The organism is Gordonia sp. LUNF6 (assembly GCF_047041125.1).
Taxonomy (GTDB): Bacteria; Actinomycetota; Actinomycetes; order Mycobacteriales; family Mycobacteriaceae; genus Gordonia; species Gordonia sihwensis.
Genome location: NZ_CP178181.1, coordinates 2,070,259 through 2,095,313, shown reverse-complemented (window position 1 = coordinate 2,095,313; position 25,055 = coordinate 2,070,259). Strand labels below are relative to the sequence as shown.

Genomic DNA, 25,055 nt, shown 5'->3' with positions numbered 1-25,055 from the left:
CGGTGGTGGACACGCCGCACGGGGTCGGTGTCGCCGGTTGGGCGGGCCATCGCGTGATGATCAGTGAGTTACCGGCAAGTGACTCAACTGAAAGGCATTCACGCGATGACCCACGACCATTCTGCCCTGCTCGACCAACTGACCGAAATCGCCTCACTGCGCTCTGATGAACTCGCCCTGGTCGGGGTGCTCCCGGAGATCCTGCGGGCCGGCCTGCAGGCCCTGATCGAGGCCGAGGCGACCACCAAGATCGGCGCCGGCCGCTACGAGCGCTCCGCAGACCGCACCACCGTCCGCAACGGCCACCGACCCAAGACGATCTCGACCCCCGCCGGTGATGTGCAGGTGAAGATCCCCAAACTGCGCGCCGGGTCGTTCTTCCCGGTCCTGTTGGAGCGACGACGCCGGATCGACAAAGCCTTGTACGCGGTGATCATGGAGGCCTACGTTCAGGGCATCTCCACCCGCAGCGTCGACGATCTGGTGCGCGCCATGGGCGTGGACTCCGGCGTCTGGAAAAGCGAGGTGTCCGGCGATCTGTGCAGGTCTAGACGCCGAGATCGCCGAATTCCGCGGCCGTTCGCTGACTCATGCCGAGTTTCCGTATGTGTTCTGTGATGCCACGTTCTGCAAGGTCCGCGTCGGCGCCCACGTGGTCTCCCAAGCGTTGGTGGTGGCGACCGGGGTGTCGGCGACCGGGACTCGCGAGGTGCTCGGTACCGCGGTCGGCGAGAGTGAGTCCTTCGAGTTCTGGAAGGACTTCCTCACGAGTCTGAAAGCCCGTGGTCTGCACGGGGTGCACCTGGTGATCTCTGACGCCCATTCAGGTTTGAAAGCTGCTGTGGCACAACAGTTCGTGGGCGCGGCGTGGCAGCGGTGCCGGGTGCATTTCATGCGGAATCTGCATGGGGTGGTGCCGGCCAAGCAGCAGCCGGTCGTGACTGCCGGGGTACGGACGATCTTCGCGCACACTGACCGCGAAGACGTTGCGGCGCAATGGGATCAGGTCGCTGACAGTTTCCAGGCACCGATGCCGAAGGTGGCGGCGATGATGCGAGAAGCCAAACCGACGTGCTCGCGTTCTTGCCGTTCCCGAAATCCCATTGGCAGAAGATTTGGTCGAACAATCCGATCGAGCGGCTGAACAAGGAGATCAAACGCCGCGCCGACGTCGTGGAGATCTTTCCTAACCCGGACGCGTTCCTCCGGCTGGCGACAGCGGTGGTGATCGACGCCCACGACGAATGGCAAGTCACCCGCCGCTACATGTCCGAGGTGTCCATGGACGAGCTCCGCGCGGTCCTCGCCGAGAAGGCGAAAGCCGCCGCACTACTGGACGAGCAAGCCCAGCTCGCATAGCGTTCACAACGACTCGTTGATCAGAACGCGTGGGCCCCACGCCCGATCCGAAGTCCACCACCCCACGGGGCTCTATCCAATGCTGTTCAGTCCAGGGCGGTGTGACATGGGGAAGGCATCGTTGGGCCGTGATGGCCGAATGCCTGAAGTTGTCGGCCTGTGCCCCGGTCGGTGCAGGCGAGACTCGGTCTGCCACGGTCGGCGGCGTACTGTTGGATCGACGGTGAGTGAGGTGTAGCGATGATGTTCTCTAACGGCGGCCACATGGGCAGTTTCGGACACGGTTGGATGCTGCTCGTACTGATCGCAGTCTGGGCGTTGATCGCCGTCGGAATCACTCTGGCGATCCGTTCGTCGATACGTGCCTCTTCGGTGCTGGACCCCGAGTCTGTCCTCGGCCAGCGTTTGGCGTGCGGGGAGATCTCTGACGTGGACTACACGCGGATGGTTCGGCTGATTCGCGACGACCCCCAGGGGCCTCCAAACTGGTGAGAGCCGACGAGTCGGCGCAGTGGTCAGGCCTGTGGGGTTGGTGATACTTCTCGTTGAACGGTGAGCCAGGACATGCCGTTGTGCGTGCTCCAATGTCGGTGACGGTGATCGGCCACATTCGTATCGTCAGCATCGATTCAAGGTTTCCTCAAGATCGTCCGCGAGAGTCGCTACCCGGCGCGTCGGAGACGACTATGGGAGTGGACGTCCGCGATACATGCTCGCGGATTCAGCGCGGACCAGAAAGGCTGATCAGGATGGTTGAGGTTTCGAGGCGATCGGTGCTCATCGGAGGGTTGGCGGCGCTGGGGGTCGGCGTACTCGGCGCGTGCAGCCCGGACCGCCCTCAACGCCCTGAGTCGTCGCCGTTGCCGGGACCGCCGTTGCAGGCGTCGCCGAAGCCGGGGCAGAAGGTGGTGGAGGCGTCTTTGACGGCCCGACCGGTGGCTGTCGATCTCGGTGCGGGCATTATCGCGAACACCTGGGCCTACGGCGACGAGGTTCCCGGGCGAGTGGTTCGCGCCACGGCGGGCGACTTCCTGCGAGTCAACGTCGACAATCAACTTCCTGCGCCGACGACCGTTCACTGGCACGGCATCCGACTTCGCAACGAAGCCGACGGAGTCCCAGACGTCACGCAGCAGGCGATCGCACCCGGAAACCGGTTCGTGTACGCCTTCACGGCCCCCGATGCTGGGACGCACTTCTTCCACCCCCACGTCGGGGCACAGCTCGATCGGGGTCTGTACGCGCCGATCATCATCGATGATCCGGCCGATGCGGGCGACTACGACGCGGAATGGATCGTCGTCCTCGACGACTGGACGGACGGGGTCGGGAAGAGCCCCGATCAGATTCTGGCCGACTTTCAGGCCGATTCCGGACCGTTGAAGTCGGGCATGGGCGGGATGGATCACTCGTCGATGCCGGGAATGAACCACGGCAACTCGTCGCTGGGTGACGCCGGAGACGTCGCCTACCCGCACTATCTCATCAACGGCAGGGTTCCGGAGGCGCCGACCGAGTTCCGCTGCCGACCGGGTCAACGAGTCCGGGTGCGACTGATCAACGCGGCATCGGACACGGTCTTCAAGGTCGCACTCGCCGACCACACGATGACGGTGACGCACAGTGACGGCCATCGGGTCAACGACAAGCAGACCGGAGCCCTGTACGTCGCGATGGGCGAGCGCTACGACGTGACCATCACCGCCGGAGATGGTGTGTTCCCGCTTGTCGCGGCAGCCGAAGGCAAGAGTGGCCAAGCCTTGGCGCTCCTGCGGACAGCTTCGGGACAGGCCCCGCCGAGCACCATCCGCCCGCGCGAACTCGAGGGCCCAGTACTTCTTGGCGCCGATGACCTGGCCGCGGCGGAATCGGCACGATTGCCCGACCGCGATCCCGACACCACACTCAAAGTCACTTTGAACGGGCAGATGTCGCCGTATGCCTGGGGGATCAACGGCAAGAAGTACGGCCAGGACACACCGCTGACTGTCCGGCCCGGCCAGCGGCTGCGAATGCAGATCACGAACTCGACGATGATGGTCCATCCGATGCACATCCACGGCCACACCTGGTCGCTGCCCGACCGATCGGGTTTGCGCAAGGATACGGTGCTGATCCGTCCGATGGGCGGCGTCAACGTCGACCTCGACGCCGACAACCCCGGCGCCTGGGCTCTGCACTGCCACAACATCTATCACATGGAGACCGGCATGATGACCACGCTCCGATACGCGTAGACCGACCAGCCCTGCGGCGCCTAGACCGGTACACCGCGGGCCGACTGCGACACCTCGACCACCCCATCTACTAAGCTGCTTAGTAGATGGGGTGGTTTCGCCCCTCGCGGTCGCGTTCTGTGCACACGAGAGGTCGTATCCCATGGTCAAATTCCCTAGAGGCGGTACTGCCGCCTTCCTTCTTGCTGCCGTCCTGATCATCGCAGGGTGTTCGCAGCCATCCCGGGATCTGGTGGCCGATCCGTCGGTTGCGTCGGCCGCGCCGTCGATCGAGCTCACCCCCGACGACGGGGCGAGCGGAGTCGATCCCCTTGCCCCGGTCGTGGCCACTGTGCGCGGCGGCACCCTGGAGAACGTGACGCTCGTCAACGATGGGGGGCGGCCTGTCGTCGGCATCATGACACCGGACCGCTCCTCCTGGAAGGTCGGTGAACCGCTCGGTTATGGCCGGACGTACACCGTGACCGCCACGGCTCGCGGCGGCGGACAGCGCGCCTCGCGCACCGGGTCGTTCACCACGCTCACCCCCGACAATCAGGCCGGCGTCACCCTGCAGACGACCGGCGGCACGCCACTGTCGACCGGAGGGACCTACGGCGTCGGAATCGTCATCGTTGCTCACTTCGACGAGCCGATTGGTGACCGCGCCGCAGCCGAGCGGCGACTGTCGGTCCGCACCACGCCCGGAGTCGAGGGCTCCTGGTACTGGCTCGACGACCAGAACGCTCACTGGCGGCCGCGCGAGTACTACCGTCCTGGCACCGAGGTCACCGTTGAGGCGCGGATCTACGGCGCCGACCTCGGCGGCGGCCTCTACGGTCAAGAAGATGCCGAGGCGACTTTCACGATCGGTGACTCGCACGTAGCGATCGCCGACGATCGCACCAAGCAGGTCAAGGTGTACGAGAACGGCAACCTCGTCCGCACGATGCCGACCTCGATGGGGATGGGTGGCACTGAGGTCATCGGGGGCACCGAGATCAGCTTCTGGACTCAGCGTGGCATCTATACGGTGCTGGATAAGGCGAATCCGGTCGTCATGGACTCGTCCACCTACGGTCTGCCGATCAACTCCAGGCTCGGCTACAAGCAAACCATCGCCTACGCCACGAGGATCAGCACCGACGGTGTCTATCTGCATCAACTGGACGAGACCGTCTGGGCGCAAGGAAACACGAATCTCTCGCATGGCTGCCTCAACCTCAACGGCGCCAACGCCCGCTGGTTCTACCAGTTCTCGATCCCGGGCGACGTCGTCGAGGTCCGCAACACCGGCGGGGCGCCGCTGGAGCTCTGGCAGAACGGCGACTGGGGCGTGCCCTGGGAGCAATGGCGAGCAGGCAGTGCGCTGGCCTGATCAGAACTCCTGCGAGACGATCACGAATAGATCTCACTCCCGCAACGATCTACTAAGGCGCTTAGTAGATCATTGGGTCGACATCGACGGCGTTGCAGCCCGCGCTGACATCGACCTGTCGACCGCGCTGACCTCCATGTTCTGCGATTGAAGGCGGCCCGCACACGCATTGCCCATTCCGTCGAATGTCCGGTTTGGTGCTGGTGGTGCCAGTGGTGCGCAAGTGTCATAGTGGCGTCCATGACTAGAGATCCCCTCGTCGGACTCACCTCCTCGCCATCATCGGCAACGCTCGCACCTCGGGTGCGGCACTGGGTGGGCACCGCCCCTGTCGCTCTTGGTCTGGCCGCGGCGGTTGCGGCGGGGACGCTGAGTCCAGCGCCCGCCGTGGCTGAGACCGCCAACGGTGTTGACGGTCACGTCGTGGTCGAGCTGGCGGCCATCGTTAAAGACAGCGTGCGGGCCGTGGCCGGACCTGACGGACTGGTGAAGCTGCTGGCCCCGATGGCCACCGTGACCTCATGTCTGACCGTCTCTGCCGAGACCGACCCCGCCGCAGGCGATCGGGTCGGAGCTCTGGGGTGCTTCGCGGCCGCCGGGACTGCCTTCGGTGGGCAGGCGCCATTGATCCTCGACGCGGTCCCTGTGGGGCGCCTACTGGCGACACTCGCTGCCGCGGTCGCGCCGCACGACCCGTCGATTTCGCACGGGGGATCCTCCGATCACCTCGCCCCGGACGGCGCCCGCCCCGCTCCCGGGCAGACTGCGGCCACCCCCACCCCCGGCGGTGTCCTGACCTCCACGTTCGGTGACGGTCGCGGTCATCAGGGCATCGACATCGGCAACCGCCTGGGAGCGCCCATCCTGGCGGTCGAGGACGGCGAGGTCATCAACTCAGGGCCTGCGGAGGGGTTCGGCCTGTGGATCCGTATCCGTCACGCGGACGGTGCTGTCACGACCTACGGTCACAACGATCAGAATTCGGTCAACGTCGGCGACCGTGTGCGTATGAGTCAGCAGATCGGCACTGTCGGCAGCCGCGGGGTGTCGAGCGGGCCGCACGTGCACTTCGAGGTCGCCGACCCCGCCGGGACGGCGATCGATCCGCTGCCGTGGCTGCAGGCCCGCGGCGTCACCATCGCCACCGAGGCATCGCCGCCGCCGACTGCGACGCCTCCGGACGTGTCGGTGCTGGCTCGGGGGCAGGTGCGCGACCGCCGACACTGACCTACTATGTTGCTTAGTAGATGGAGGGGTTGGCAGTGACGCGAACAAGGGTCAGTCATCGACTCGCCGTGGCGGTCGGCGTTCTCGCAGCAGTCCTCAGCGGTGCAATGATCTTGGTCTATGCCGAGACCGTTGACTTGCGAGGGCGCCCGCATGCGCACCGCCTCGGCTGGCCGCCGACCTGGCATTGGGTGTGGGCGGCAATAGTAGCGGCGATCGTGGCGCTCGCCGCGCGAGCGCTGCTGCGGCGACTGGTATTCACCGCGCACGTTCGCCGTGATTCGACGACTGCCGACCCGGCGGACGAGACCGACTCGACTCGACGGGCCGAGACACAGATGCTGACCAAGACAAGAAGGAGTGGCCATGCTGCGTGAGTGGTCCCTGGTGCGCTGGGTGGTGGCAGCAGTCACGGCCATCGCGATCGGATTGGCCGTCGGTATTCCGTCCGGACTGATCGACACGCCGTGGTATTCACGCATGACGCCGACCCTGTGGTGGAACTACCCGATTTGGCTGGCGACCGCGGTGTTGGGCGGCCTGATCGCGGCCACCTACATTCAAGCCCGGACGGCGCCGCGGATGGAGAAGAAACTCTGGGCGACGGTCGGTTCGGCGTTGGCTGTCGGATGCCCGGTGTGCAACAAGGTGGTGGTCGCGGTCGTCGGTGTCAGTGGAGCATTGACCGTCTGGGCGCCGTTGCAGCCGATCCTGGCTGTGGTGTCCGTGGCATTGTTGGGTTGGGCCCTGCAGCGACGGCTGCAGGGCGAACGGCGATGCGCGGTCGCGGCCTGACTGCGCGGTTTGCCGCAGTCAGTGCAGTGGCGTGAGGGAAAGGTGTGCGATGCACGGTCTGGGCGAGCTGGAGGCACGCATCATGGAGGTCTTCTGGCGCGATGACGCGGACAAACGTGTCCGCGACGTGCTCGAAGGGCTGGACGCGGAGCGCGAACCCGCGTACACGACGGTGATGACGGTGATGGACAACCTGTACCAGAAGGGGTGGCTGGGACGCGACCGGCGCGGCCGGGCGTACTGGTATCACTCGCTCAAGTCGCGTGAGCAGACCGTCAGCGATGCCTTGCGTGCGGTGCTGGCCGACGCCGGCGACCCGTCTGGGGCGCTGCTGCATTTCGTGCGGCACGCCTCCGACCAGGAAAGCGCAGCAATCGCTCAGGGCCTGCGGGAACGGGACTGACGCGGTGGTCACGGCAGCACTGTTGGGCGTGAGTGCGCTGGCTGCGGCTCTGATCGGTGACCGGGTCCTCGACGTCCTGATCGCGCGTGATCGACTCACGGCCAGGACCCTGCTGCGGGTGTGGGCGGCGCTGACCGCTGGCGTGTTCGTCGCCGCTGCGAGCTCGGTGGCCATCGTCGCCATTCCCGGCCATGCGAGCGTCGTGGGTGGGGTGTTGCAGACCTGCCTGAACGGACTCGACAGTGCGGTCAGCCGCACCCTCGAGTTGGTCGCCGGGCCAGGCGTGTTCGCCCTCGTCCTGGCCGTGTCCGGGTGGCGGGCTGCGGCGTTCTGGCGGACCGCCCGTCGCCGTGACCTCGAGATCGGGGCGCACCACGCACTGTTGGCGCGGTTGCTGAACCCGACGGGCGCCCGGTCCCCGCTGTGGCTGCCGACGAGCACACCCATGGCGTACAGCACGCCCGGACGGACCGAGGGCCTGATCGTGGCCAGCGAAGGGCTGCGGCAGCGACTGGACCCGGCGGCGTTGTCGGCGGTGATGGCTCACGAACAGGCGCACGTCCATGGTCACCATCATCTGTTCGTCCGCGTCGCCGACTGTCTCTCGCACGCGGTGCCCTGGCTACCACTGACTCGGCAGGCGAGTCCCATCGTGCGCGCCCTGGTCGAGTTCGACGCCGACGCACACGCCGCGCATGAGCACGGCGACGCTGCCGTCGTCCGCGCGATCACGCACGTTCACCCGACCGCGCCGGCGGGCGCTCTGGGGATCGCTCGTGACTGCGTCGATCTGCGGTTGCATCGATTGGGCCGTTCCGCCGCTCCCGGCACGCGACCGTCGCGTAGTTCGTCCTACGCTGCCCCGACAGCGGCCGCGATGTTCCCCATTCTGCTATTCCTCGCCGGTCTGGCCACCGTCTTCCTGGCTGCCTGCCCCGCCTGACCCTCCTGGGAACCGGCCGGTGCTCGCCCGGCCCGTCGCATCGATCGTGATCGAGAGTCCGCACGCCGACGCGCACCGTCAGGCCGGGGCCAGGCTCGTTGGGCGCCCGGTCACACGGGCAGGACGACGTCGTTGATCAGCGCCTTTCGGACCCAGTCCACGAACACATTCCACAAGCCCGTCACCAACATCACGCCGACACCGACCAGCAGGACGCCCCCGACGATCTGAATGGTGCGGGCGTGGCGGCGGAGGAAGCCAAGGCTGCGGACGGCCCATGCCGATGAGAACGCCAGGACCACGAACGGGACACCGAGGCCGAAGCAGTACGCGACGACCATCAGCGCGCCGCGGAACGGCGCGTCGCCGTTCGTGCTGATCGCTAGCCCGATGACGGCACCGAGGGTGGCACTGCTGCACGGTATCCACCCGATGGCGAACACGGCCCCCAGCAGCGGCGCGCCGACCATACCGGTGCGGCGGTGAGGCGTCATGCGGCGTTCTCGCCGGAAGAACGGAACCACGCCGACGAATACCAAGCCCATCACGATGGTCACGACCCCGCCGACGCGTTGCATCACTGCCAGGCGGGCCTGATCGAGGAAGACCGAGGTCACACCGAACAGCGCCACCGTGGCCAGGACGTAGACGAGCGTGAAGCCCAGGACGAACAGCCCTGCCGCGGCAACCACCCGCCACCGGCCGGACTTGGGGCCCTCACCGACCTGGACGGCGGGAGCTTCGGCACCGACCAGCCCCGCCAGATACGACAGGTAGCCCGGCACCAGAGGCACCACGCACGGCGAGGCGAAAGAGATGATCCCGACCAGCGCCGCGACACCCAGGCCCAGCAGCAGCGGACCACTGGTGACCGTGGCCGCGAACGTCGTTCCCAGATCCGCCAGAAACCACTGATTCACTGCGGCGCCGCCTTCTCCTCGGCCACCGTCACAACGGCAGCACGCAATTCGGCCTCGGTGATCGCTCGAAGGAACAGCTTCGCTGGGCGGTGCTGGCGGTCGAGGATCAGAGTGGTCGGGACAACACCCACGGGGACTCCGAGTGCGGCAAGGGTGGCGCCGCCGTAGTCGAAGATCGACCGATAGGGCACCTTGCGGTCGGTGGTGAAATCCTGTGCGGTCGAGCGCGAATCACGAAAGTTGATCCCCACGAACTGCACCCCACGGGCGCGGGTGTCGCGGTAGACGTTCTCCAGTGCCTGAAACTCGGTACGGCACGGTGGGCACCACGAAGCCCACACGTTCACCACAACAACGTCACCGCGGTAATCGGCGAGCCGGACAGCTCCCCGGTCGAACAAGTCCTCACCCTCGACCGCGCCGATCGCACGCCGCATGGCGGGCGCGTAGTCGATGACCGTCTGACCGTCAGGGGAGACGAACTGATTGGCGCGCACCGCAGACACGGCATCAGTGCCGGTACCGCACGCGGTCAGCACCGTGGCACCGATGAGCATCGCGCCGACGAGCGCCTGCGCGCGTCGCCGACGGCCACGCGCGCAGTCCGGCATCCTCTCGTCGATCCGGTACCTGTCCTCGGAAATGTGTCCGGGTGCCACACAACCACCTCCATCTACTAAGGAGAGTAGTACTAACTTGCTTAGTAAATGGTGAGAGTGATCGATGCCCGGGTGCTGACGGTGGCCGGCGGCGGACTAACCCGGCTAGCGGTCCAAGACTGCGCGCGTCGTTGATCCTGGATGCAGGTCGAGTCTGCGCAGCAGTTGTGCGTTCAGGGCCACGACGATGGTCGACAACGACATGAGGATCGCGCCCACCGACATCGGCATGACAAATCCGATGGGTGCAAGCACTCCGGCCGCGAGCGGGACGGAGATCAGATTGTAACCGGCCGCCCACCACAGGTTCTGTTTCATCTTGCGGTACGCCGCTCGCGACAGTTCGATCACCGAGAGCACGGAGCGGGGATCGTCGCTGGCCAGGATGACACCGGCCGAGGCGATAGCGACATCAGTGCCTGCGCCGATCGCCAGACCGATGTCGGCCTGGGCGAGCGCGGGAGCATCGTTCACCCCGTCTCCGACCATCGCCACCCTGCGACCTTCGGTCTGCAGTTCCTGCACCTTGGCGGCCTTGTCTTCGGGACGGACACCGGCGAAGACACGGTCGATGCCGAGTTCATGAGCAACGGCATTCGCGACAGCTTCAGCGTCACCGGTGATCATCACGACCTCGACGCCCTGCGCATGGAGCGCATCGACAGCCTCGCGTGACTCGCGGCGGATCTCGTCGGCGAGTTTCAATGCGCCGATCAGCCGCCGGTCTTGAATGACATGCAAGATGATCGCCCCGTCCGCACGCCAGCGATCAGCGACAGGCAGTTCGTTGAGGTGTTCTTCGGCGAGCAGGTGCGGGCCCCCGACCCGCACTGTCGTTCCCTCGATCGTCGCGGTGACCCCCACTGCGGGCGATGAGGAGAAATCGCTGCTGGTCGGGACTCTGAGGCTGTGGCGATCGGCGGCGCCGACGATCGCGCGTGCGAGGGGATGCTCGCTGTCGGACTCAGCGGCCGCCGCCAACGCCAGCAACTGATCCTCGTCGACGTCGTCGACGGCAAAGACATCCGTGACAGTGGGTTCGCCCCGGGTGAGCGTGCCGGTCTTGTCGAATAGGACGCTGTCGACCGTCCGCATGCTCTCCAACGCAAGTCGGTCTTTGACGAGTACGCCGCCCCGGGCCGCACGCTCGGTCGCAATCGAGACGACGAGCGGAATCGCTAGGCCCAGAGCGTGCGGGCACGCGATCACCAAGACGGTGATCGTGCGAACCACCGCATCATCGGGCAAGCCGATCGCCGTCCACACAATCGCGGTGATCGCCGCGGCTCCGAGGGCAAACCAGAACAGCCATCCGGCCGCGGTGTCGGCGAGTCGTTGAGCACGAGACGACGAGTTCTGAGCATCGGTGACAAGCCGTTGGATCCCGGCGAGAGTCGTCTCGTCGCCGGTGGCCGTGATCACGATTCGTAGTCCTGAATCGGAAGCGACCGTCCCCGCGGTCACGGTGTCGCCAACACTGCGGGTGACCGTCTGGGACTCACCGGTGACCATCGATTCGTCCATCGCCGCACGCCCCTCGACGATCCGGCCGTCGGCTGGGATGCCCCCGCCGGGGCGAATGACGACGGTGTCGCCGACCTCCAGATCGGCGGGGGCCACGGCCTCGATTTGCCCGTCTCGGACACGTTCTGCTTGGTCGGGCAGAAGCGCGGCCAGGGAGTCCAGGGCCGAGGTGGTCTGGGCCAGCGACCGCATCTCGATCCAGTGGCCCAGCAGCATGATGACGATCAGCAGCGCCAATTCCCACCAGAACTCCAGTTGATGACTGACAAGTCCCAGCGTCGCCGCCCAGGACGCGAAGAACGCCACCGTGATCGCCAGTGCGATCAGAAGCATCATCCCGGGTTTCCGCGTCCGCAGCTCGCTCAGAGCGCCGGCCAGGAACGGCCAGCCGCCCCAGAGGTACATCACGGTGCCGAGCGCGGGCGCGATCCATTCGGCCCACCCAGGGACCGAGTAGCCGACCAACATCGCGAACATCGGTGAGAAGGCGACCACCGGAACCGCGATGATGAGGTTGATCCAGAACAGTCGGCGAAACTCCCCGACGTGGTCACCGTGACCGCTGTGGTTCCCATGCTGCCCGCCGGGGTGCCCGTGCCCACTGTGGTCCCCGTGCTCACCGTCGTGGTCCAGGTGCCCGCTATGCCCGCCGGGGGCGCCATGCTCACCATGATGGTCGGCGTGGTCGTTGTGACCTCGGCCGTGCTCGCTGTGCCCGCCGTGCGTGGGGTCAGCGACAGCATTGTGGCTCTCAGGCACTGCCGCGTCATGGCGGTCGATGCCGTGTATGGGGGCGCCGCCGACATCTCGGTGGTGGTGGTGCGCGTGGGGGTTAGTCATCCTGCTGCCTTCCTCATCGTCATTCCCCAGCTGGGTTGGTGACTGCTGAAGTCGTCACCAACACCCCGCTCAGGGCATCGGTTGAATTTCGCTCTCGACGACCCACTTATGGTTGGTCATCGTCATGCCGTCCGCCTCGTAATCGACCATGTAGACGGTCTGGTCGGTGGAGCTGGCGATTGTTGCCTTCGCCCCCTTCATGCCCGTCATGTGATCGGCCTCGAGGGTGACTTCGGTGCCATCGGCCAGACGTCGATCTCCTGCGTTCTTGATCTCCTGTTGGACTACCCACTTGTGATCCTTGACCGGCTGGCCGCCGGTGGTCGGGGTGAAGTTCACCGAGTAGGCGCACGTGTCGAAGGCGCCGACGATTGTGGCCCGCGCACCGTACATGCCTGCCATGTGGTCTGCGGTCAGCATGACCTGGCTGCCGACCGGAAACTTGGGTGCCGAGGCCGCCTTGATGCCGGCAGGTGCCGGCCCGCCGTCCATCGGGTGGTCCATCGGCGAATCGCTCATTGCGCCGACACTGCTGGCCGTGCTGCCACCGTCATAGCCTTGGTGGTCCTGGCTTTCGCCGGCACTGCAACCGGCCAGAACCAGTGCTCCGACGAGTATTCCCGCCGAGACGGCCGTCATGAGAGGCTTGCGCATGTGGTCTCCTATCCACTCTGATCTCACCGAACGCGACGCACCGGTGTGGTGCATCGCCGTTCTCTCCGTTGTCGGCCGATAGCGATTTGCTCGGCGGCCGCACAGAGCTGAAGGTGTAAAAGTTCGCTAAACCGCGAACGTCACGCCGACAGCAGGAAGCGAGCTGGCGTCCATCAAATCCGCACTGCCGAATAGCCGGCCGCTGTGACTGCGTCGACCACCGCGGCCTCGTCGACGAGGCCGACGGAGGTGACCACGAGCCTGCCGGTCTGCGCGCTCACCTGAGCGTCCTGAACACCCTCTACGGCTGCGACTTCCTTGCGCACCGAGGCCTCGCAATGCCCGCACGTCATGCCTGCTACCTGATACTCGCTCGACGACATGTCTTTCCACCTCTCCAGTTGATACCCCATGGGGGTATGATGTTCTGATGAACATATACCTGCCATCGGCTGTGATGCAAGGGGTGCCGCCACGCATCGCAGTCTGGGGGTCTGGTGGGAGCTGCCAGGTGGGCGGCTTGGTCAGTTTGCGTTTGACTAGATCGGGCACTGACCAGCGGAGCCTCCGAAAACGGCGGCGAATCAGGCGGCTTGTGTGTGGCGACGATGGCATCCATGGAATCGGTCCGACTCTCGGTTGCCGCCGTCCACGATCGTGTGACAGCGCATCTGGACGCCTTCGACGACGCGACACTGGTCGACCAACTGCGCACGCTGCTCGGTGCGCGTTTGGTTGCGTATCTGGCCGGCGCCCAGCACCGCTGCGGTCAGCGACTACATCACACGCGCGGCCGCAGTCCCGGACCACGTCCGAGCCCGTTTGAAGGTGGCCTACACGGTGGCGGCCCTGCAACACCAGCTCGGCGCTACCCCATCGTTGATCCAAGCCTGGTTTCAGGGACGCAATCCGCGCCTGGATGATCGAGCACCGGCGCAGGTCATCGCCGACGATCCCTGCCGCTTCCGAGGCACGCTCATCGCGGCCGCCGTTACTCTGGTGGGTGGCTAGGTGGACACTGACGCCGCGTTTGCGGCCACCTGGCGGATCGGCAGTCGAATCTATGCCGTTGCTCAAGCCGAGATCCTCGTCGACTCCGTGGTGGGACCGCCCCAGCACATTCGGCGACGACTGGATGCCGTCATCGACGACCTCCTCGATCCTGCTGACTAGGCTGGCGAACAGACGGATCAGCCGATGGCCCTACGGTTGGGCGCGATGTGCGCAATGACGTTCTCGAACCGTGGGACGGGACGTGCGCCGGTTACCCGAGAATCGTCGGCGGTCTGTCGTCACTCGTCCGCCGTGTCTAGCTGGCCGTAGAGTGTGGCGATCAGCACATCCTTGGCGCGAAGTTCTGCGCGGAGACGATGGAGTTCGGCATCGTTGGCCGTCAACTGAGCCCGAAGCGCCGACACGATGGAGCTGTCGGTGGCTGCAGCCTCGGGTGGCGGGGCGATGGTGGTGTGGGCGCGGATCTTCTCCCGTAGGTCCGGATGGTTGTAAATCGTCTTGCGGGTGACGCCGGCACGTACAGCGACGGCGTTGATGTTGATTGTGGCCCCCGATCTCCGCATCGCGGTGAGGGCCTTCTCAATCCGAGTCCGGACGTCGGCGGAGCGCTGCCGTGCGTGGGCGTTGAGCGCGGCGATCGCCTGATCAGTCGGTGGCGTCATGCCCCATCACCTGGGTTCTCGGCTTTCCCGAGTGCGATCTCGTGCAGCCCTCGAGTCTGGATCTGCAGCAGCGGTCGCCGATCAGAGGTGCCGGCCCCGGCCACCGCCGACTCGCGATCGGCCGATGCCTGGTCACCTTCGGCAGCGAGTCGGGCGATGATGGCATCGAGCGAGGCGATCTCGCGGAGTCGTTCGTGGACCCAGACGTTCTCGTCGGAGAGTTCACGTCCGGTGCGCTCGTAGTACTGACGGCGACGGACTTGCATCCATCGACATACAGGACCTCAACTTGCATAGCTCGAGTTTCCCCGACTCGCCCAGAAAAGAGAGATCCGAACTGCTGACACCCGCGAACTTCGGGTTTCCCGACTCCGTCGTCGTCCGGCTGCGTACGTGGCTCGACGCGTGGACGGCGAACTTCGCCGACGCACCGAGCGACGACCAGCACACGTGGCGTCGCGGATTCGACGTCGCCGGCTGGCTTCACGAAGGCGATACACTGGCCGACCTCATCGCCGAGTCGCTCCCCGACTACACCGTCGAACGCCAGTATCGGACTTACGCAGCTAACGCCGTGCGGCGCGATGCCGATCACCCCGGCTAACAGCAGGTGTCGAGCACTCCTCTGAGTGCTTCCAGCGAGTCCGGTTCGGCGCGATGCAGGACGTTCACGCCTCGACGCTCGGAGCTGACTAGGCCCGCCTTTTTGAGTTGACCGAGGTGGTGGCTCACCGTACCCGCCGAGAGTGCGAGCGCCTCGGCGAGATCACTGGTGCTGATCGCACCTGGTCGGGCGCCCATGAGGATGGAGACCAGCTGAATTCGCGCCGGATCGGCCAGCGCCTTGAGCCGGAGAGCCAGCTCTAGGGCCGCATCCGCTTCCATTGGACCTGCGGAGATCGGTGCACAGCAGATCGGAGCACTGATGTCGACCACAGGGAGCGTCTTGGGCATGACCCCAACCTACCCATCCGTTGACATATGTCAAACTCTGGTCTAGAACTTGAGTCGCAACACTTTTGATGTATGTCGAATCCTTGGAGGATCTCATGTCACGCGTGCAACTCGCCCTCAACGTCGACGATCTCGACCAGTCGATCGCCTTCTACACCAAGCTGTTCGGCGTCGGCCCGGCGAAGGTCAAGCCGGGCTACGCCAACTTCGCCGTCACTGAGCCCGCACTGAAGTTGGTGCTGCTGGAGAATCCCGGCCAGGGCGGCAGCATCAATCACCTCGGCGTTGAGGTCGATTCCAGTGAGAAGGTGCACGCCGAGATCGCCCGATTCACCGAAGAGAAGCTGTTCACCGAAGAGGAGATCGGAGCAACCTGCTGCTTTGCCACTCAGGACAAGGTGTGGGTCACCGCTCCCGACGCCGAGCGGTGGGAGGTCTACACCGTGTTGGCCGACGCTGAGACCTTCAACGGCGAACCGGTCGCCGCCGCGGCCCCCGCCGGCGAATCTACGCCCGCGGCATGCTGCACTCCCGCGGCGAACTGCTGCTGAACGCGACCTTCTCTTAGGGCTGCCAGGCTGGTCGCCACCCGATGCCGGGGTGGCGACCAGTCCCGTTTCGAACGTGGACTGCATGCACCCTTGCAACCAGTATCGATATCTGTCAATATCGATACATGTCGAACTCGATTCCGTTGACCGATGTCACTGTGCGGTGCTCACCGTTGGTGCGTGAGCCCCTCTCGGAGCGGCAGTCGGTTGATCTTGCTGTGGTGTTCAAAGCACTCGCCGACCCGATCCGGTTGCGACTGTTCAGCTTGATCGCCAGCCACGAGGGCGGTGAGGCGTGCGTGTGTGACATCTCCCCGGCCGTCGACGTTTCGCAACCGACGATCTCCCATCACCTGAAGGTCCTCAAGAACGCCGGTTTGCTCGAGTCTGAGCGCCGCGCGTCGTGGGTGTACTACCGCGTTATCCCCGATGTTCTGTCCTCGCTCGCCGGGATCCTGCAGTCCGGCGAGCTCGCCAGCCCGATGGAGGTTCACTCGTGACCAGCCCCACCCCGACGGCCGGGCATCAGCCGGTCGTCGGCAAGCTCTCGACTCTGGACCGGTTCCTGCCGGTGTGGATCGGCGTCGCCATGGTCGCCGGTCTGCTGCTGGGCCGGATGATCCCCGGACTGAACACCGCGTTGGAGAAGATCCAGGTCGACGGCGTTTCACTGCCTATCGCCTTGGGCCTGTTGATAATGATGTACCCGGTCCTGGCCAAGGTGCGCTACGACCGCCTCGACACCGTCACCGGCGATCGCAAACTACTGCTGGGATCGCTGCTACTGAACTGGGTGCTCGGCCCAGCGCTCATGTTCGCCCTCGCCTGGATCTTCCTGCCCGACCTACCCGAGTACCGGACCGGCCTGATCATCGTCGGCCTCGCACGGTGCATCGCCATGGTCATCATCTGGAACGACCTCGCCTGCGGCGATCGTGAGGCAGCAGCCGTCCTCGTGGCGCTCAACTCGGTGTTCCAGGTGGTGATGTTCGCCGTCCTGGGCTGGTTCTACCTCTCAATCCTGCCGGGCTGGCTGGGCCTGGAACAGACGACCATCAGCACCTCTCCGTGGCAGATCGCCAAGTCGGTGCTGATCTTCCTCGGCATCCCGCTGCTCGCCGGATACCTGTCACGCCGGATCGGCGAGAAGACCAAGGGCCGCGACTGGTACGAAGCGAAGTTCCTGCCCAAGGTCGGGCCGTGGGCACTCTACGGACTGCTGTTCACGATCGTCATCCTCTTCGCCCTGCAGGGCGAACAGATCACCTCCCGTCCCTGGGACGTCGTCCGCATCGCCGTGCCACTGTTGGTCTACTTCGCAGTGATGTGGGGCGGCGGCTACCTCCTGGGTGCGGTTATGGGCCTGGGCTACGAACGCACCACCACGCTTGCGTTCACCGCGGCAGGCAACAACTTCGAACTCGCCATCGCCGTCGCGATCGCCACCTACGGCGCGACCTCCGGCCAAGCCCTCGCCGGCGTGGTCGGTCCGTTGATCGAGGTCGCTGTGCTGGTCGGCCTGGTCTATGTCTCCCTTGCCCTACGCAAACGCTTCCCCCTCACCCCGTCCTCTACCTCCGCTTCCGCGGACTCTTCTAGGAGCATGAACTGATGCCCGACGACCTGACGATCACCGAGAACGCGGCCACGCCGAGTGTGCTGTTCGTGTGTGTGAAGAACGGCGGCAAGTCTCAGATGGCCGCCGGCCTGATGGGCAAGGCGGTCGGCGAGGCCGTCGAGGTGCACTCGGCCGGAACCAAACCCGGCACCGCGGTCAACGGGCTGTCTGCCGAGAGCCTGGCCGAGGTCGGCATCGACATCACCGGCGAGACTCCCAAGCCCATCGATCCCGAGTTGCTCGCCCGCGTCGACCTGGTGGTCACTCTCGGCCGAGAAGCCGTGGTCGATGCCCCCGCCGGGGTCAGGTTGATCAACTGGGACACTGACGAACCGTCCGAGCGCGGAATCGACGGGATCGAACGGATGCGCCTGGTCCGCGACGACATCGCTGCCCGCGTCACCGCGCTGGCAGCCGAACTCACCGCGCGCTAACGCCGGAGCTGGGTCGGTATCTACGAACCGGGGTGAAGCCTGATGAACGCCGACGCCACGACCGAATCAGCCGGGACACCAGATCTGCTGATGCCCCAAGCCCTGCTATCGCGAACCGCGGAGAGGCTCGCCGCCCAGTACCGAGGGATCGTGTCCGAACAGACCGTCGAACGGGTCGTATTCGAGTCCTACACCGCGCTGCGGCGCACCTCCCGCATCCACACTCACCTGGTGACCCTGACAGGCAGGTTCGCCGCAGAACGCCTCGCCGCCCTAGCGCAGTCCACCGGCGCAACCACCACGACCGTGCCCGAAGTGCTGTTCATCTGCGTCCACAACGCTGGCCGCTCACAGATGGCCGCCGCGCTCCTGACCCACCACGCGGCAGGACGAGTGCACGTACGTTCAGCCGGGTCTCTACCCGCGGCGGACATCAACCCGATCGTCGAGCTAGCCATGACAGAGATCGGCCTTGATCTCGCCGCCAAGTTCCCCAAGCCGCTCACCGACGATGTGGTCGCGGCCGCGGACGTCGTGATCTCCATGGGCTGCGGCGACGCCTGCCCGATCTACCCGGGCAAGCGGTACCTGGACTGGCAAGTCGCCGACCCCGACAACCACCCCATCGAGACCGTTCGTCTGATCCGCGACGACCTCAACTACCGCGTCCGCAACCTCCTCGCCGAGCTCCTACCTGCCACTACCTGACCGCCGCTGATCGGCCTGCCCGCACGCTCCCGCGACTTCTCCCAACAGCGCGGCGCCCTGCTCTACCTCACATACCCGTGTCCCTTCGGAAGGAACCGACACCCATGCCTGCACGCAAGATCATCGCAATCGGCGGATCAGACGCCGGAATCTCCGCCGCACTGCGGGCTCGCGAGCTCGACCCAACCAGCGAGGTCACCGTCGTCGTCGCCGACGCCTACCCGAACTTCTCCATCTGCGGCATCCCGTACTACGTCTCCGGCGAAGTCACGCACTGGAGCAACCTCGCCCACCGCACCGCCGCCGACCTCGCCGCCACCGGCATGACCGTTCATACCGACACCCGGGCCACCGCGATCGACACCGCCGGGCACCGCCTCACCGTCACCGGGCCCGACGGCGTCTCACGAGACCTCGACTATGACGCTCTCATCGTCGGGACCGGCGCGGTCTCAGTGCGGCCACCGATCACCGGCCTCGACCAACTAGGCCCTGACGACGGCGTTCACCTCCTGCACTCGATGGGCGACACCTTCGCCGTCATGAACACCCTGACCACCACCGACCCGAAGACCGCGATCATCATCGGCGCCGGCTACATAGGCCTGGAGATGGCCGAAGGGCTCACCACCCGAGGCCTAGCCGTCACCCAGATCGAAGCCCTCCCCGAAGTCCTCCCCACCGTCGAACCAGAACTCGGCACCCTCGTCCACAACGAACTGGTCCGCAACCGAGTCGACGTACGCACCAACACCCTGGTCACCGCCATCGACCGCGCCGACAACGGCGACCTGACCGTCACCACCGCGAATGACGGCCACACCGACCACCTCACCGCCGACCTCGTGCTCGTCGTGGTCGGCGTGCGCCCCGACACCGACCTCGCCGCCGCCGCCGGCGCCAACCTCGGAATCAAGAACACCATCGCAGTCGACGAACAGATGCGCACCAACCTGCCGGACGTCTTCGCCGCCGGCGACGCCGTCCACACCCACCACCGCCAACTCGGCATCACCTGGCTCCCACTCGGAACAACCGCACACAAGCAGGGCCGCGTCGCGGGCGAAAACGCCCTCGGCGGCACCGCCCGCTACACCGGCTCCCTCGGAACCCAAGTCGTCAAAATCTTCGACCTCGTCGCCGCCCGCACCGGCCTCAAAGAAGCCGAAGCCCTCACAGCCGACCGCGGCTGGACACCAGTATCGACCACCTCGACACCCGACGACCACAAGGCCTACTACCCAGGCGCCACCCCCATCAACATCCGCATCACCGCAGACCACAAGACCGGCACACTGCTCGGAGCCCAACTCATCGGCCACCGCACCGCCGAAATCGCCAAACGGATCGACACCTACGCCACAGCCCTGCACCACGGCATGACCGTCGAAGCGCTCAGCGAACTCGACCTGTCCTACACCCCACCCCTGGGATCACCATGGGACGCCGTCCAAATCGCCGCCCACAACTGGGTACACGAACACCGCCTGCACGCCCAGCGCAGCGAACTGAACCCAAACCAGTGACCACCAGCAGCAACCCCTCCGAGCCCCACACAACACGCGCGGTCATCGCACCAATGTGAAGCGCCCTGGGTTTCGTTCCGTGGTTACACGGTCGCGGGCGCGGTCGTCGTGGTGTGAGTGTAGGTCGCTTCGACGTTCGCCGGGGTGCGGTAGCCGAGAGCTTCGTGGAGCCGGGAGGTGTTCCACCAGTGGACCCAGCCCATCGTGGCGAGCTCAACCTCGCTGACTGACTCCCAGATCCGCTTGGAGTAGATCAACTCCGCCTTGTATAGGCCGTTCACTGTCTCGGCCAGCGCGTTATCGTAGCTATCGCCGACGGTACCTACTGAAGCCGTAACTCCCGCGGCGAGCAGAGCGTCCGAATAGGCGAGCGAAACGTATTGACTACCCCTGTCGGAATGGTGGATCAATCCGCTTTCGTTCCTGCTCACCCCGGTGGACTGCAGTGCATGCTCCAGTGCGAGCAATGGCAGAGACTCCGTGTGGAGCGTGGGCGCGACCGCCCAGCCGACAATTCTGCGACTGAAGACATCGGTAACGAATGCGACGTAGCAGAACCCGGAGAGCATCCGGACGTAGGTGATGTCGGCGACCCAAAGCTGCTGCGGTCGATCCGCGACGAACCGCCGTTCAACGAGGTCCGGGCGCTGGTCATCTCCGTCTGCGGAGCAGGTGGTGACGGGCTTTCGACCTCGGCGAACGCCCTGCAGGCCGGCGATCTTCATCAGCCTCGCGACCTGGTCGCGACCGACGTTCCATCCTGCGTGGCGCATTGCGTGCCACATCTTCCGGACCCCATAGACGCTGTAGTTCGCCTGATGAATCCGCTGCACCTCCTCCGCCAGCATCTCGTCCCGAACGCTGCGAGCGGAGGCCGGCCTGTTCTTGGCAGCGCGGTATCCGCGGGAGGTGATGAACCCACATTCTGTCGCACTGAGGATGCGGCAGATGGCCTCGACCCCGAACTTCTCGCGATGCATGTCGACGAACGCGATCATTTCGTCGTGGGGCGGTCGAGTTCCGCTGCGAAAAACGCTGAGGCGGCCTTCAGGATCTCGTTCGCACGTCGCGCCTCGGCGAGCTCCCGCCGGAGACGGCGATTCTCCTCCTCGAGCGGCTCTCCCGGTCCGACCGGCTCGGTGGCGCCGTAGCGATTGCACCAGATCCGCAGCGTCTCTGTGCCGACACCGAGCTGCGGCGCGACGGCACGGATCGATGCTGCGCGAGGGCCGCCCTCGCGGGCTTGGCGGTCGTAGACCATGCGCACGGCACGCTCACGCAGCTCTGGACTGAACTTCTTGGGCATACTCCGATTCTCCTTGCTGAGACTCGGAACGGAACCCAGGGCGCTTCAATGGCGCCCGAACACGGACCCCAAGTCCTCGCGATCTACCAAGCCGGCATCGACACCGGCAACGCAACCTTCGCGACCGCCGCCCCAACCTGGCCCGACTTCGACCGCGATCACCTACCCGACCACCGATTCGTTGCCCTCGACCCCAACGGCAACGTCACCGGATGGATCGCCGCATCACCGGCATCGAGCCTGTGCGTCTACACCGGCGTCATCGAACACAGTGTGTACGTCGACCCCAACCACTCCGGCAAGGGCGTCGGCACCGCACTCCTACAAGCGCTCATCGACTCCACCGAAACCGCAGGAGTGTGGACCATCGAAACAGGAATCTTCCCCGAGAACCACGCCAGCCTCGCACTGCACCACGCCCACGGATTCCGCACCGTCGGAACACGAGAACGCATCGGCCAACACAACGGCCACTGGCGAGACGTCGTCCTCATCGAACGCCGCAGCAACGCCTAACATCGCCGGATACGCGCAATTTCGAGCGCACCAACCACAGCAATACGCATCGAAGTGATACGCAGGGTATCCAGTAGAATCCGGCAGCCCATACGACACGAGTCAACATCCGGCTTGGCACTTACGGGTCGGACTTCGAAGCCGAGTGGACCTCTAATACCCTCCTGCCCATCTTCTTTCGGGAGGTCGTACGACGGCTGGTCCATCAAGCCACGCGATGCCCGCTTGCACAACGCCCATGGCGGCTACGCTGGCCGCATGCGGGTGTCCCGATTGAACGACCTCGGGCTGGTTATCGGGCCGGCACTGTTCGCACTGTCGCCGGCATTCTGGAAGGACGGACACTACGGCGCGGTGGGCGGCATGCTGATCGCAGTGTCGACGGTGCCGTGGGTGTTCGGACTCATCGGCCAGTACGACCGGGTACGCTCGCGACTTCCTCTGGCGGCCGGACTGTGGCTCCTGCTGGTGCTGATCGGCATGTTCGGGACAGTCGCGTTCGGGTTGCAGGGGTTCTTCGAGGACGTGTTCGGAGTCGACGACGCATCCGCTCTCGCGGCATTCGACGGCTACCCGGCGGCTGGTACGGTGATGTTCCTACTGGCGGGACCGACGTTCCCGCTCGCACTCCTGCTACTCGGAATGATGTTGTGGCACACGAGACTGTCGCCCCGAGCGTGTTCAGGACTGCTCGTGATCGCCGCGATCGCGTTCCCGATTGCACGGGTGTCTCTCGATGACCGAGCATCGTGCGACTTAGACGAACGTCTCATGACGGACAGCGACCGGGTCAGCGTCCGTGCGGAACCAGCCCCATGACTTCAGCGAGTCTGTCGACAATCGCACCCAGACCGTCGCCTGTACGCAGATTCTGCTGATCGACAGCACTGGCGCGGGGGTCGCTCCCCTGTTCTGGGATCCGCCCGGCGGCTCGGACGGCGTCGGCGACATCGCGTGCACCGTCGGGATTCGCCGGCGCACGGTTGGAGAGCCTGTCGGCGGCGTACCGGGCGACCTCGTCGGCCAACTGCTGCGCCGCATCGACGGCCGGCAACCAGGCCGCGGCCACGGCGTCGCTCGGCGGTGGCTCAGCCAGCGCTCGGTGGAGCCGAGCGCTCAGCTCGGTGAGCGAGGCGGCGGCCGCACGTCGAGCACGGACAACGCCGTCGTGCCGTCGTCCGACAGGACCCGCATCGTCACGCGGAATCGGAGTTCCGGCATAGGTCAGTTCGGTCGCGATGGATCCCATCGCTTCGGCGAAGACCTGGTGCACCCACACTCTCCTGGAGTGCGGCCAGAGAAGGTAGCCGAAGACGATGACAACAGCTCCGCCGATGGCGGTCGCCGCGATGCGTTGTGCAGAGTAGTTGTCCTGTTCTGCGGGAGTGATCGCGGCGACGAGAAGAATCACCACCGGCGTGATGGCGACTGCCTGTAGAGAGTACGAGCGCATCATCAGCCACGGAATGAACACGGAGATCAGCAGGATGGCGATGCCGAAGCCGACGCCCTTCGGTACCAGCACGATGATCACGGTGGCAACGCCGGCACCGATGAGAGTCCCGATGATACGCAGGATCGCGCGCGAGAACACCGAACCGAAGTCCGGTTTCATCACGAGACAGACCGTCAGCGGCACCCAGAACCAGTGACTGAACGGGAAGTACCACTTGGCCCCGACGGCGATACCGAAGCACAGTGCCAGCCTGACCGCAGCGCGGATCACCTCGGAATCGATCGTCGCCGAGACCGGCGTGACCGGGCGACGCGCCTCTGTGCGCTGCGGTGCGGTCAGCGCGTCCTGCAACCGGTCGATGCGCAGCGTGAGCGCCGACGCGCCGTCGGTGCGCACCGGCACCGGTGTCGAGATCGACTCGTGGCGGGTGATGCCGTCGGCAAACGCTTCGAGGCGTCGCGCAGCGGCCTCCGCGACGTCCGGGTCCTCTTCGCCGACCAGAAGAGCCTGAACCCCCTCCGCTGCGTCGAGGACGTCGTCAGTGAGCGACCACCACCTCGTGCGCCGGCGCAGCGGGAGTTCCGCAAGTCGGTCACGCGCGGCATAGTAGGCGGCGTCGGTGCGGATACGTGCATCCGTGGTCTGCGCGCCCCCGACCAGCAGATCGCCGTGCCGAGCCCGGGCGAGTTCCGCCAGAGCTTCCAAGAGCGGTTGTAGCCCTTTGCGCTGCGGTCGGTCTGGGACGATCAGCGCCTCCAGCCCGAGCAGTACGGCATAGAGCGCTGCGCCGGCGCAGTACAGCCCCAGCGGCACCCACCAATTGTGAATCCCGTCGACACCGATCGCGATCGAAGAGGTGAGCAAGAACTGCATTCCGCCCACCGAGAAAGCAGGCCCGAGTCCTGCCAGCAGACCCATCAGGAGTGCGAGCATCGCCATGAGGACGGCGAGCGCGACGAGTGGCATGTCCTGCGAGTATCCGAGGATGTATCCGGCCGCCGCGATCGGTGTCGATACCGCGATGATCGTGAAGTTCAGCCGGTAGGTTCCTTCGCGCTCGCCCGCTGCGAGAAGCAGACAGGCCAGACCGATCCACATCCCGGTGACGATGTGGTCGGTGAGCGCTCCGACGATGAACGGCACGCCGACCGCCGCTCCGGACCGGATCGCATGTCCCACGGGGAATTCCGCCGGACGAACGCGTACGGTTTCGCGCATCCAGGACCATCGAGGATCGTCGGCGAGCGAACGCATCGGGGACAGCACCGGGACTCCTTGTGCCGAGCAGCACGGGGTGTGAACTGACTCTATCGGTGGTGTCAGACCCTTCAGTGCCATGGCGGACTCCGTTCCGTGCCGAGACGAAGTCCAAGCGAATTCAGAGCAGAGGAG

At 65.5% G+C, this 25,055-nt stretch carries 28 protein-coding genes, 1 pseudogene and 1 other annotated feature; of the genes and pseudogenes, 19 read left to right on the top strand and 10 right to left on the bottom strand.

Going from position 1 to position 25,055, the window contains the following annotated elements; all coding sequences use genetic code 11:
* The first annotated feature begins 105 nt into the window (after positions 1-105).
* The 8 genes and pseudogenes from ACK8HH_RS09795 (at position 106) to ACK8HH_RS09760 (ending at position 8,321) form a co-directional block, all read left to right on the top strand.
* A pseudogene (locus ACK8HH_RS09795) lies at positions 106-1,359 on the top strand (IS256 family transposase).
* A 240-nt stretch (positions 1,360-1,599) separates the two neighbouring features.
* Positions 1,600-1,851 carry a hypothetical protein gene (locus ACK8HH_RS09790; protein ID WP_008376372.1) on the top strand — a complete coding sequence of 84 codons (252 nt, stop codon included), beginning with the start codon at positions 1,600-1,602 and terminating at the stop codon, positions 1,849-1,851.
* A 257-nt stretch (positions 1,852-2,108) separates the two neighbouring features.
* Positions 2,109-3,596 (top strand): multicopper oxidase family protein, encoded by a 1,488-nt coding sequence (locus ACK8HH_RS09785; protein WP_412475152.1) that lies wholly within the window; start codon positions 2,109-2,111, stop codon positions 3,594-3,596.
* A gap of 142 nt (positions 3,597-3,738) precedes the next feature.
* On the top strand, positions 3,739-4,953 hold the full coding sequence (locus ACK8HH_RS09780) for a L,D-transpeptidase (protein WP_006898158.1): 1,215 nt from the start codon (positions 3,739-3,741) through the stop codon (positions 4,951-4,953).
* A 303-nt stretch (positions 4,954-5,256) separates the two neighbouring features.
* Positions 5,257-6,180 (top strand): M23 family metallopeptidase, encoded by a 924-nt coding sequence (locus tag ACK8HH_RS09775; RefSeq protein WP_006898157.1) that lies wholly within the window; start codon positions 5,257-5,259, stop codon positions 6,178-6,180.
* A 366-nt stretch (positions 6,181-6,546) separates the two neighbouring features.
* Complete coding sequence (locus ACK8HH_RS09770; protein WP_006898155.1) at positions 6,547-6,975, top strand: hypothetical protein; 429 nt, start codon at positions 6,547-6,549, stop codon at positions 6,973-6,975.
* A gap of 49 nt (positions 6,976-7,024) precedes the next feature.
* Entirely contained in the window at positions 7,025-7,378 is a 354-nt protein-coding gene (locus ACK8HH_RS09765) for a BlaI/MecI/CopY family transcriptional regulator (protein WP_006898154.1), read from the top strand.
* Positions 7,379-7,382: 4 nt separating this feature from the next.
* The gene (locus ACK8HH_RS09760; RefSeq protein WP_006898153.1) at positions 7,383-8,321 is read left to right on the top strand and encodes a M56 family metallopeptidase; all 939 of its coding nucleotides are present in this window, start codon (positions 7,383-7,385) and stop codon (positions 8,319-8,321) included.
* 110 nt (positions 8,322-8,431) lie between these two features.
* Here ACK8HH_RS09760 and ACK8HH_RS09755 read toward each other — a convergent pair whose 3' ends face one another.
* The 3 genes from ACK8HH_RS09755 to ACK8HH_RS09745 all read right to left on the bottom strand — a co-directional run bounded on the left by ACK8HH_RS09755 (position 8,432) and on the right by ACK8HH_RS09745 (position 11,901).
* A complete protein-coding gene (locus tag ACK8HH_RS09755; protein ID WP_006898152.1) occupies positions 8,432-9,241 on the bottom strand; it encodes a cytochrome c biogenesis CcdA family protein in 810 nt (269 codons plus the stop codon).
* Positions 9,238-9,852 carry a TlpA family protein disulfide reductase gene (locus tag ACK8HH_RS09750; RefSeq protein WP_039868132.1) on the bottom strand — a complete coding sequence of 205 codons (615 nt, stop codon included), beginning with the start codon at positions 9,850-9,852 and terminating at the stop codon, positions 9,238-9,240. Before ACK8HH_RS09750 ends, ACK8HH_RS09755 begins: the two co-directional genes overlap by 4 nt.
* A gap of 153 nt (positions 9,853-10,005) precedes the next feature.
* The gene (locus ACK8HH_RS09745) at positions 10,006-11,901 is read right to left on the bottom strand and encodes a heavy metal translocating P-type ATPase (RefSeq protein WP_006898150.1); all 1,896 of its coding nucleotides are present in this window, start codon (positions 11,899-11,901) and stop codon (positions 10,006-10,008) included.
* A gap of 69 nt (positions 11,902-11,970) precedes the next feature.
* Here ACK8HH_RS09745 and ACK8HH_RS09740 point away from each other — a divergent pair, with 69 nt between their 5' ends.
* Positions 11,971-12,306: a hypothetical protein gene (locus ACK8HH_RS09740; RefSeq protein ID WP_008376382.1), complete on the top strand. Its 336-nt coding sequence runs from the start codon at positions 11,971-11,973 to the stop codon at positions 12,304-12,306.
* Between the two features lie 27 nt (positions 12,307-12,333).
* On the opposite strand, the gene ACK8HH_RS09735 is transcribed toward ACK8HH_RS09740, so the two are convergent.
* Both ACK8HH_RS09735 and ACK8HH_RS09730 read right to left on the bottom strand, forming a co-directional pair.
* Positions 12,334-12,918, bottom strand: a complete 585-nt coding sequence (locus ACK8HH_RS09735; RefSeq protein WP_411815868.1) for a YdhK family protein — start codon at positions 12,916-12,918, stop codon at positions 12,334-12,336.
* A gap of 173 nt (positions 12,919-13,091) precedes the next feature.
* A complete protein-coding gene (locus ACK8HH_RS09730; protein WP_040519341.1) occupies positions 13,092-13,301 on the bottom strand; it encodes a heavy-metal-associated domain-containing protein in 210 nt (69 codons plus the stop codon).
* Between the two features lie 628 nt (positions 13,302-13,929).
* Between ACK8HH_RS09730 and ACK8HH_RS09725 the strand changes: the two genes are divergently transcribed.
* Complete coding sequence (locus tag ACK8HH_RS09725) at positions 13,930-14,091, top strand: hypothetical protein (RefSeq protein WP_157435742.1); 162 nt, start codon at positions 13,930-13,932, stop codon at positions 14,089-14,091.
* A 119-nt stretch (positions 14,092-14,210) separates the two neighbouring features.
* Here the strand turns inward: ACK8HH_RS09725 and ACK8HH_RS09720 are convergent, their stop codons facing one another.
* Positions 14,211-14,594, bottom strand: coding sequence for a hypothetical protein (locus tag ACK8HH_RS09720; RefSeq protein ID WP_412475151.1), 384 nt, complete (start codon positions 14,592-14,594; stop codon positions 14,211-14,213).
* On the bottom strand, positions 14,591-14,860 hold the full coding sequence (locus ACK8HH_RS09715; protein ID WP_186349799.1) for a hypothetical protein: 270 nt from the start codon (positions 14,858-14,860) through the stop codon (positions 14,591-14,593). The genes ACK8HH_RS09720 and ACK8HH_RS09715 overlap by 4 nt, the downstream gene beginning before the upstream one ends.
* Before the next feature lie 23 nt (positions 14,861-14,883).
* Between ACK8HH_RS09715 and ACK8HH_RS09710 the strand changes: the two genes are divergently transcribed.
* On the top strand, positions 14,884-15,198 hold the full coding sequence (locus tag ACK8HH_RS09710) for a hypothetical protein (RefSeq protein ID WP_008376388.1): 315 nt from the start codon (positions 14,884-14,886) through the stop codon (positions 15,196-15,198).
* Here ACK8HH_RS09710 and ACK8HH_RS09705 read toward each other — a convergent pair.
* Complete coding sequence (locus ACK8HH_RS09705) at positions 15,195-15,548, bottom strand: Rv2640c family ArsR-like transcriptional regulator (protein WP_005206748.1); 354 nt, start codon at positions 15,546-15,548, stop codon at positions 15,195-15,197. The genes ACK8HH_RS09710 and ACK8HH_RS09705 overlap by 4 nt on opposite strands.
* 95 nt (positions 15,549-15,643) lie before the next feature.
* Here ACK8HH_RS09705 and ACK8HH_RS09700 point away from each other — a divergent pair, with 95 nt between their 5' ends.
* From ACK8HH_RS09700 to ACK8HH_RS09675, 6 genes are all read left to right on the top strand, one after another.
* The gene (locus ACK8HH_RS09700) at positions 15,644-16,099 is read left to right on the top strand and encodes an ArsI/CadI family heavy metal resistance metalloenzyme (RefSeq protein ID WP_161896580.1); all 456 of its coding nucleotides are present in this window, start codon (positions 15,644-15,646) and stop codon (positions 16,097-16,099) included.
* A gap of 125 nt (positions 16,100-16,224) precedes the next feature.
* Positions 16,225-16,599 carry an ArsR/SmtB family transcription factor gene (locus tag ACK8HH_RS09695; RefSeq protein WP_278127363.1) on the top strand — a complete coding sequence of 125 codons (375 nt, stop codon included), beginning with the start codon at positions 16,225-16,227 and terminating at the stop codon, positions 16,597-16,599.
* Complete coding sequence (arsB, locus tag ACK8HH_RS09690; RefSeq protein ID WP_278127362.1) at positions 16,596-17,711, top strand: ACR3 family arsenite efflux transporter; 1,116 nt, start codon at positions 16,596-16,598, stop codon at positions 17,709-17,711. The genes ACK8HH_RS09695 and arsB overlap by 4 nt, the downstream gene beginning before the upstream one ends.
* Positions 17,711-18,151: a low molecular weight phosphatase family protein gene (locus tag ACK8HH_RS09685; protein ID WP_005206752.1), complete on the top strand. Its 441-nt coding sequence runs from the start codon at positions 17,711-17,713 to the stop codon at positions 18,149-18,151. The genes arsB and ACK8HH_RS09685 overlap by 1 nt, the downstream gene beginning before the upstream one ends.
* A 42-nt stretch (positions 18,152-18,193) precedes the next feature.
* Positions 18,194-18,859: a phosphatase gene (locus tag ACK8HH_RS09680; protein ID WP_005206753.1), complete on the top strand. Its 666-nt coding sequence runs from the start codon at positions 18,194-18,196 to the stop codon at positions 18,857-18,859.
* Between the two features lie 104 nt (positions 18,860-18,963).
* Positions 18,964-20,385 (top strand): FAD-dependent oxidoreductase, encoded by a 1,422-nt coding sequence (locus tag ACK8HH_RS09675; protein ID WP_278127361.1) that lies wholly within the window; start codon positions 18,964-18,966, stop codon positions 20,383-20,385.
* An 83-nt stretch (positions 20,386-20,468) separates the two neighbouring features.
* Here ACK8HH_RS09675 and ACK8HH_RS09670 read toward each other — a convergent pair.
* Positions 20,469-21,691 (bottom strand): IS3 family transposase gene (locus ACK8HH_RS09670; protein ID WP_085948520.1). Its coding sequence is split into 2 segments (ribosomal slippage): positions 20,469-21,412 and positions 21,412-21,691, totalling 1,224 coding nucleotides; the frame shifts between segments, so codons are not numbered across the junction.
* Positions 21,289-21,422: a sequence feature (AL1L pseudoknot), on the bottom strand. (Overlaps the previous gene by 134 nt.)
* 48 nt (positions 21,692-21,739) lie before the next feature.
* Here ACK8HH_RS09670 and ACK8HH_RS09665 point away from each other — a divergent pair.
* Both ACK8HH_RS09665 and ACK8HH_RS09660 read left to right on the top strand, forming a co-directional pair.
* Complete coding sequence (locus ACK8HH_RS09665) at positions 21,740-22,207, top strand: GNAT family N-acetyltransferase (RefSeq protein ID WP_009681069.1); 468 nt, start codon at positions 21,740-21,742, stop codon at positions 22,205-22,207.
* Positions 22,208-22,465: 258 nt separating this feature from the next.
* Positions 22,466-23,026: a hypothetical protein gene (locus ACK8HH_RS09660; RefSeq protein WP_231875765.1), complete on the top strand. Its 561-nt coding sequence runs from the start codon at positions 22,466-22,468 to the stop codon at positions 23,024-23,026.
* Here the strand turns inward: ACK8HH_RS09660 and ACK8HH_RS09655 are convergent.
* On the bottom strand, positions 22,998-24,929 hold the full coding sequence (locus ACK8HH_RS09655; protein ID WP_278127360.1) for an FUSC family protein: 1,932 nt from the start codon (positions 24,927-24,929) through the stop codon (positions 22,998-23,000). The two genes, ACK8HH_RS09660 and ACK8HH_RS09655, sit on opposite strands and share 29 nt — an antisense overlap.
* Between the last annotated feature and the right edge of the window lie 126 nt (positions 24,930-25,055).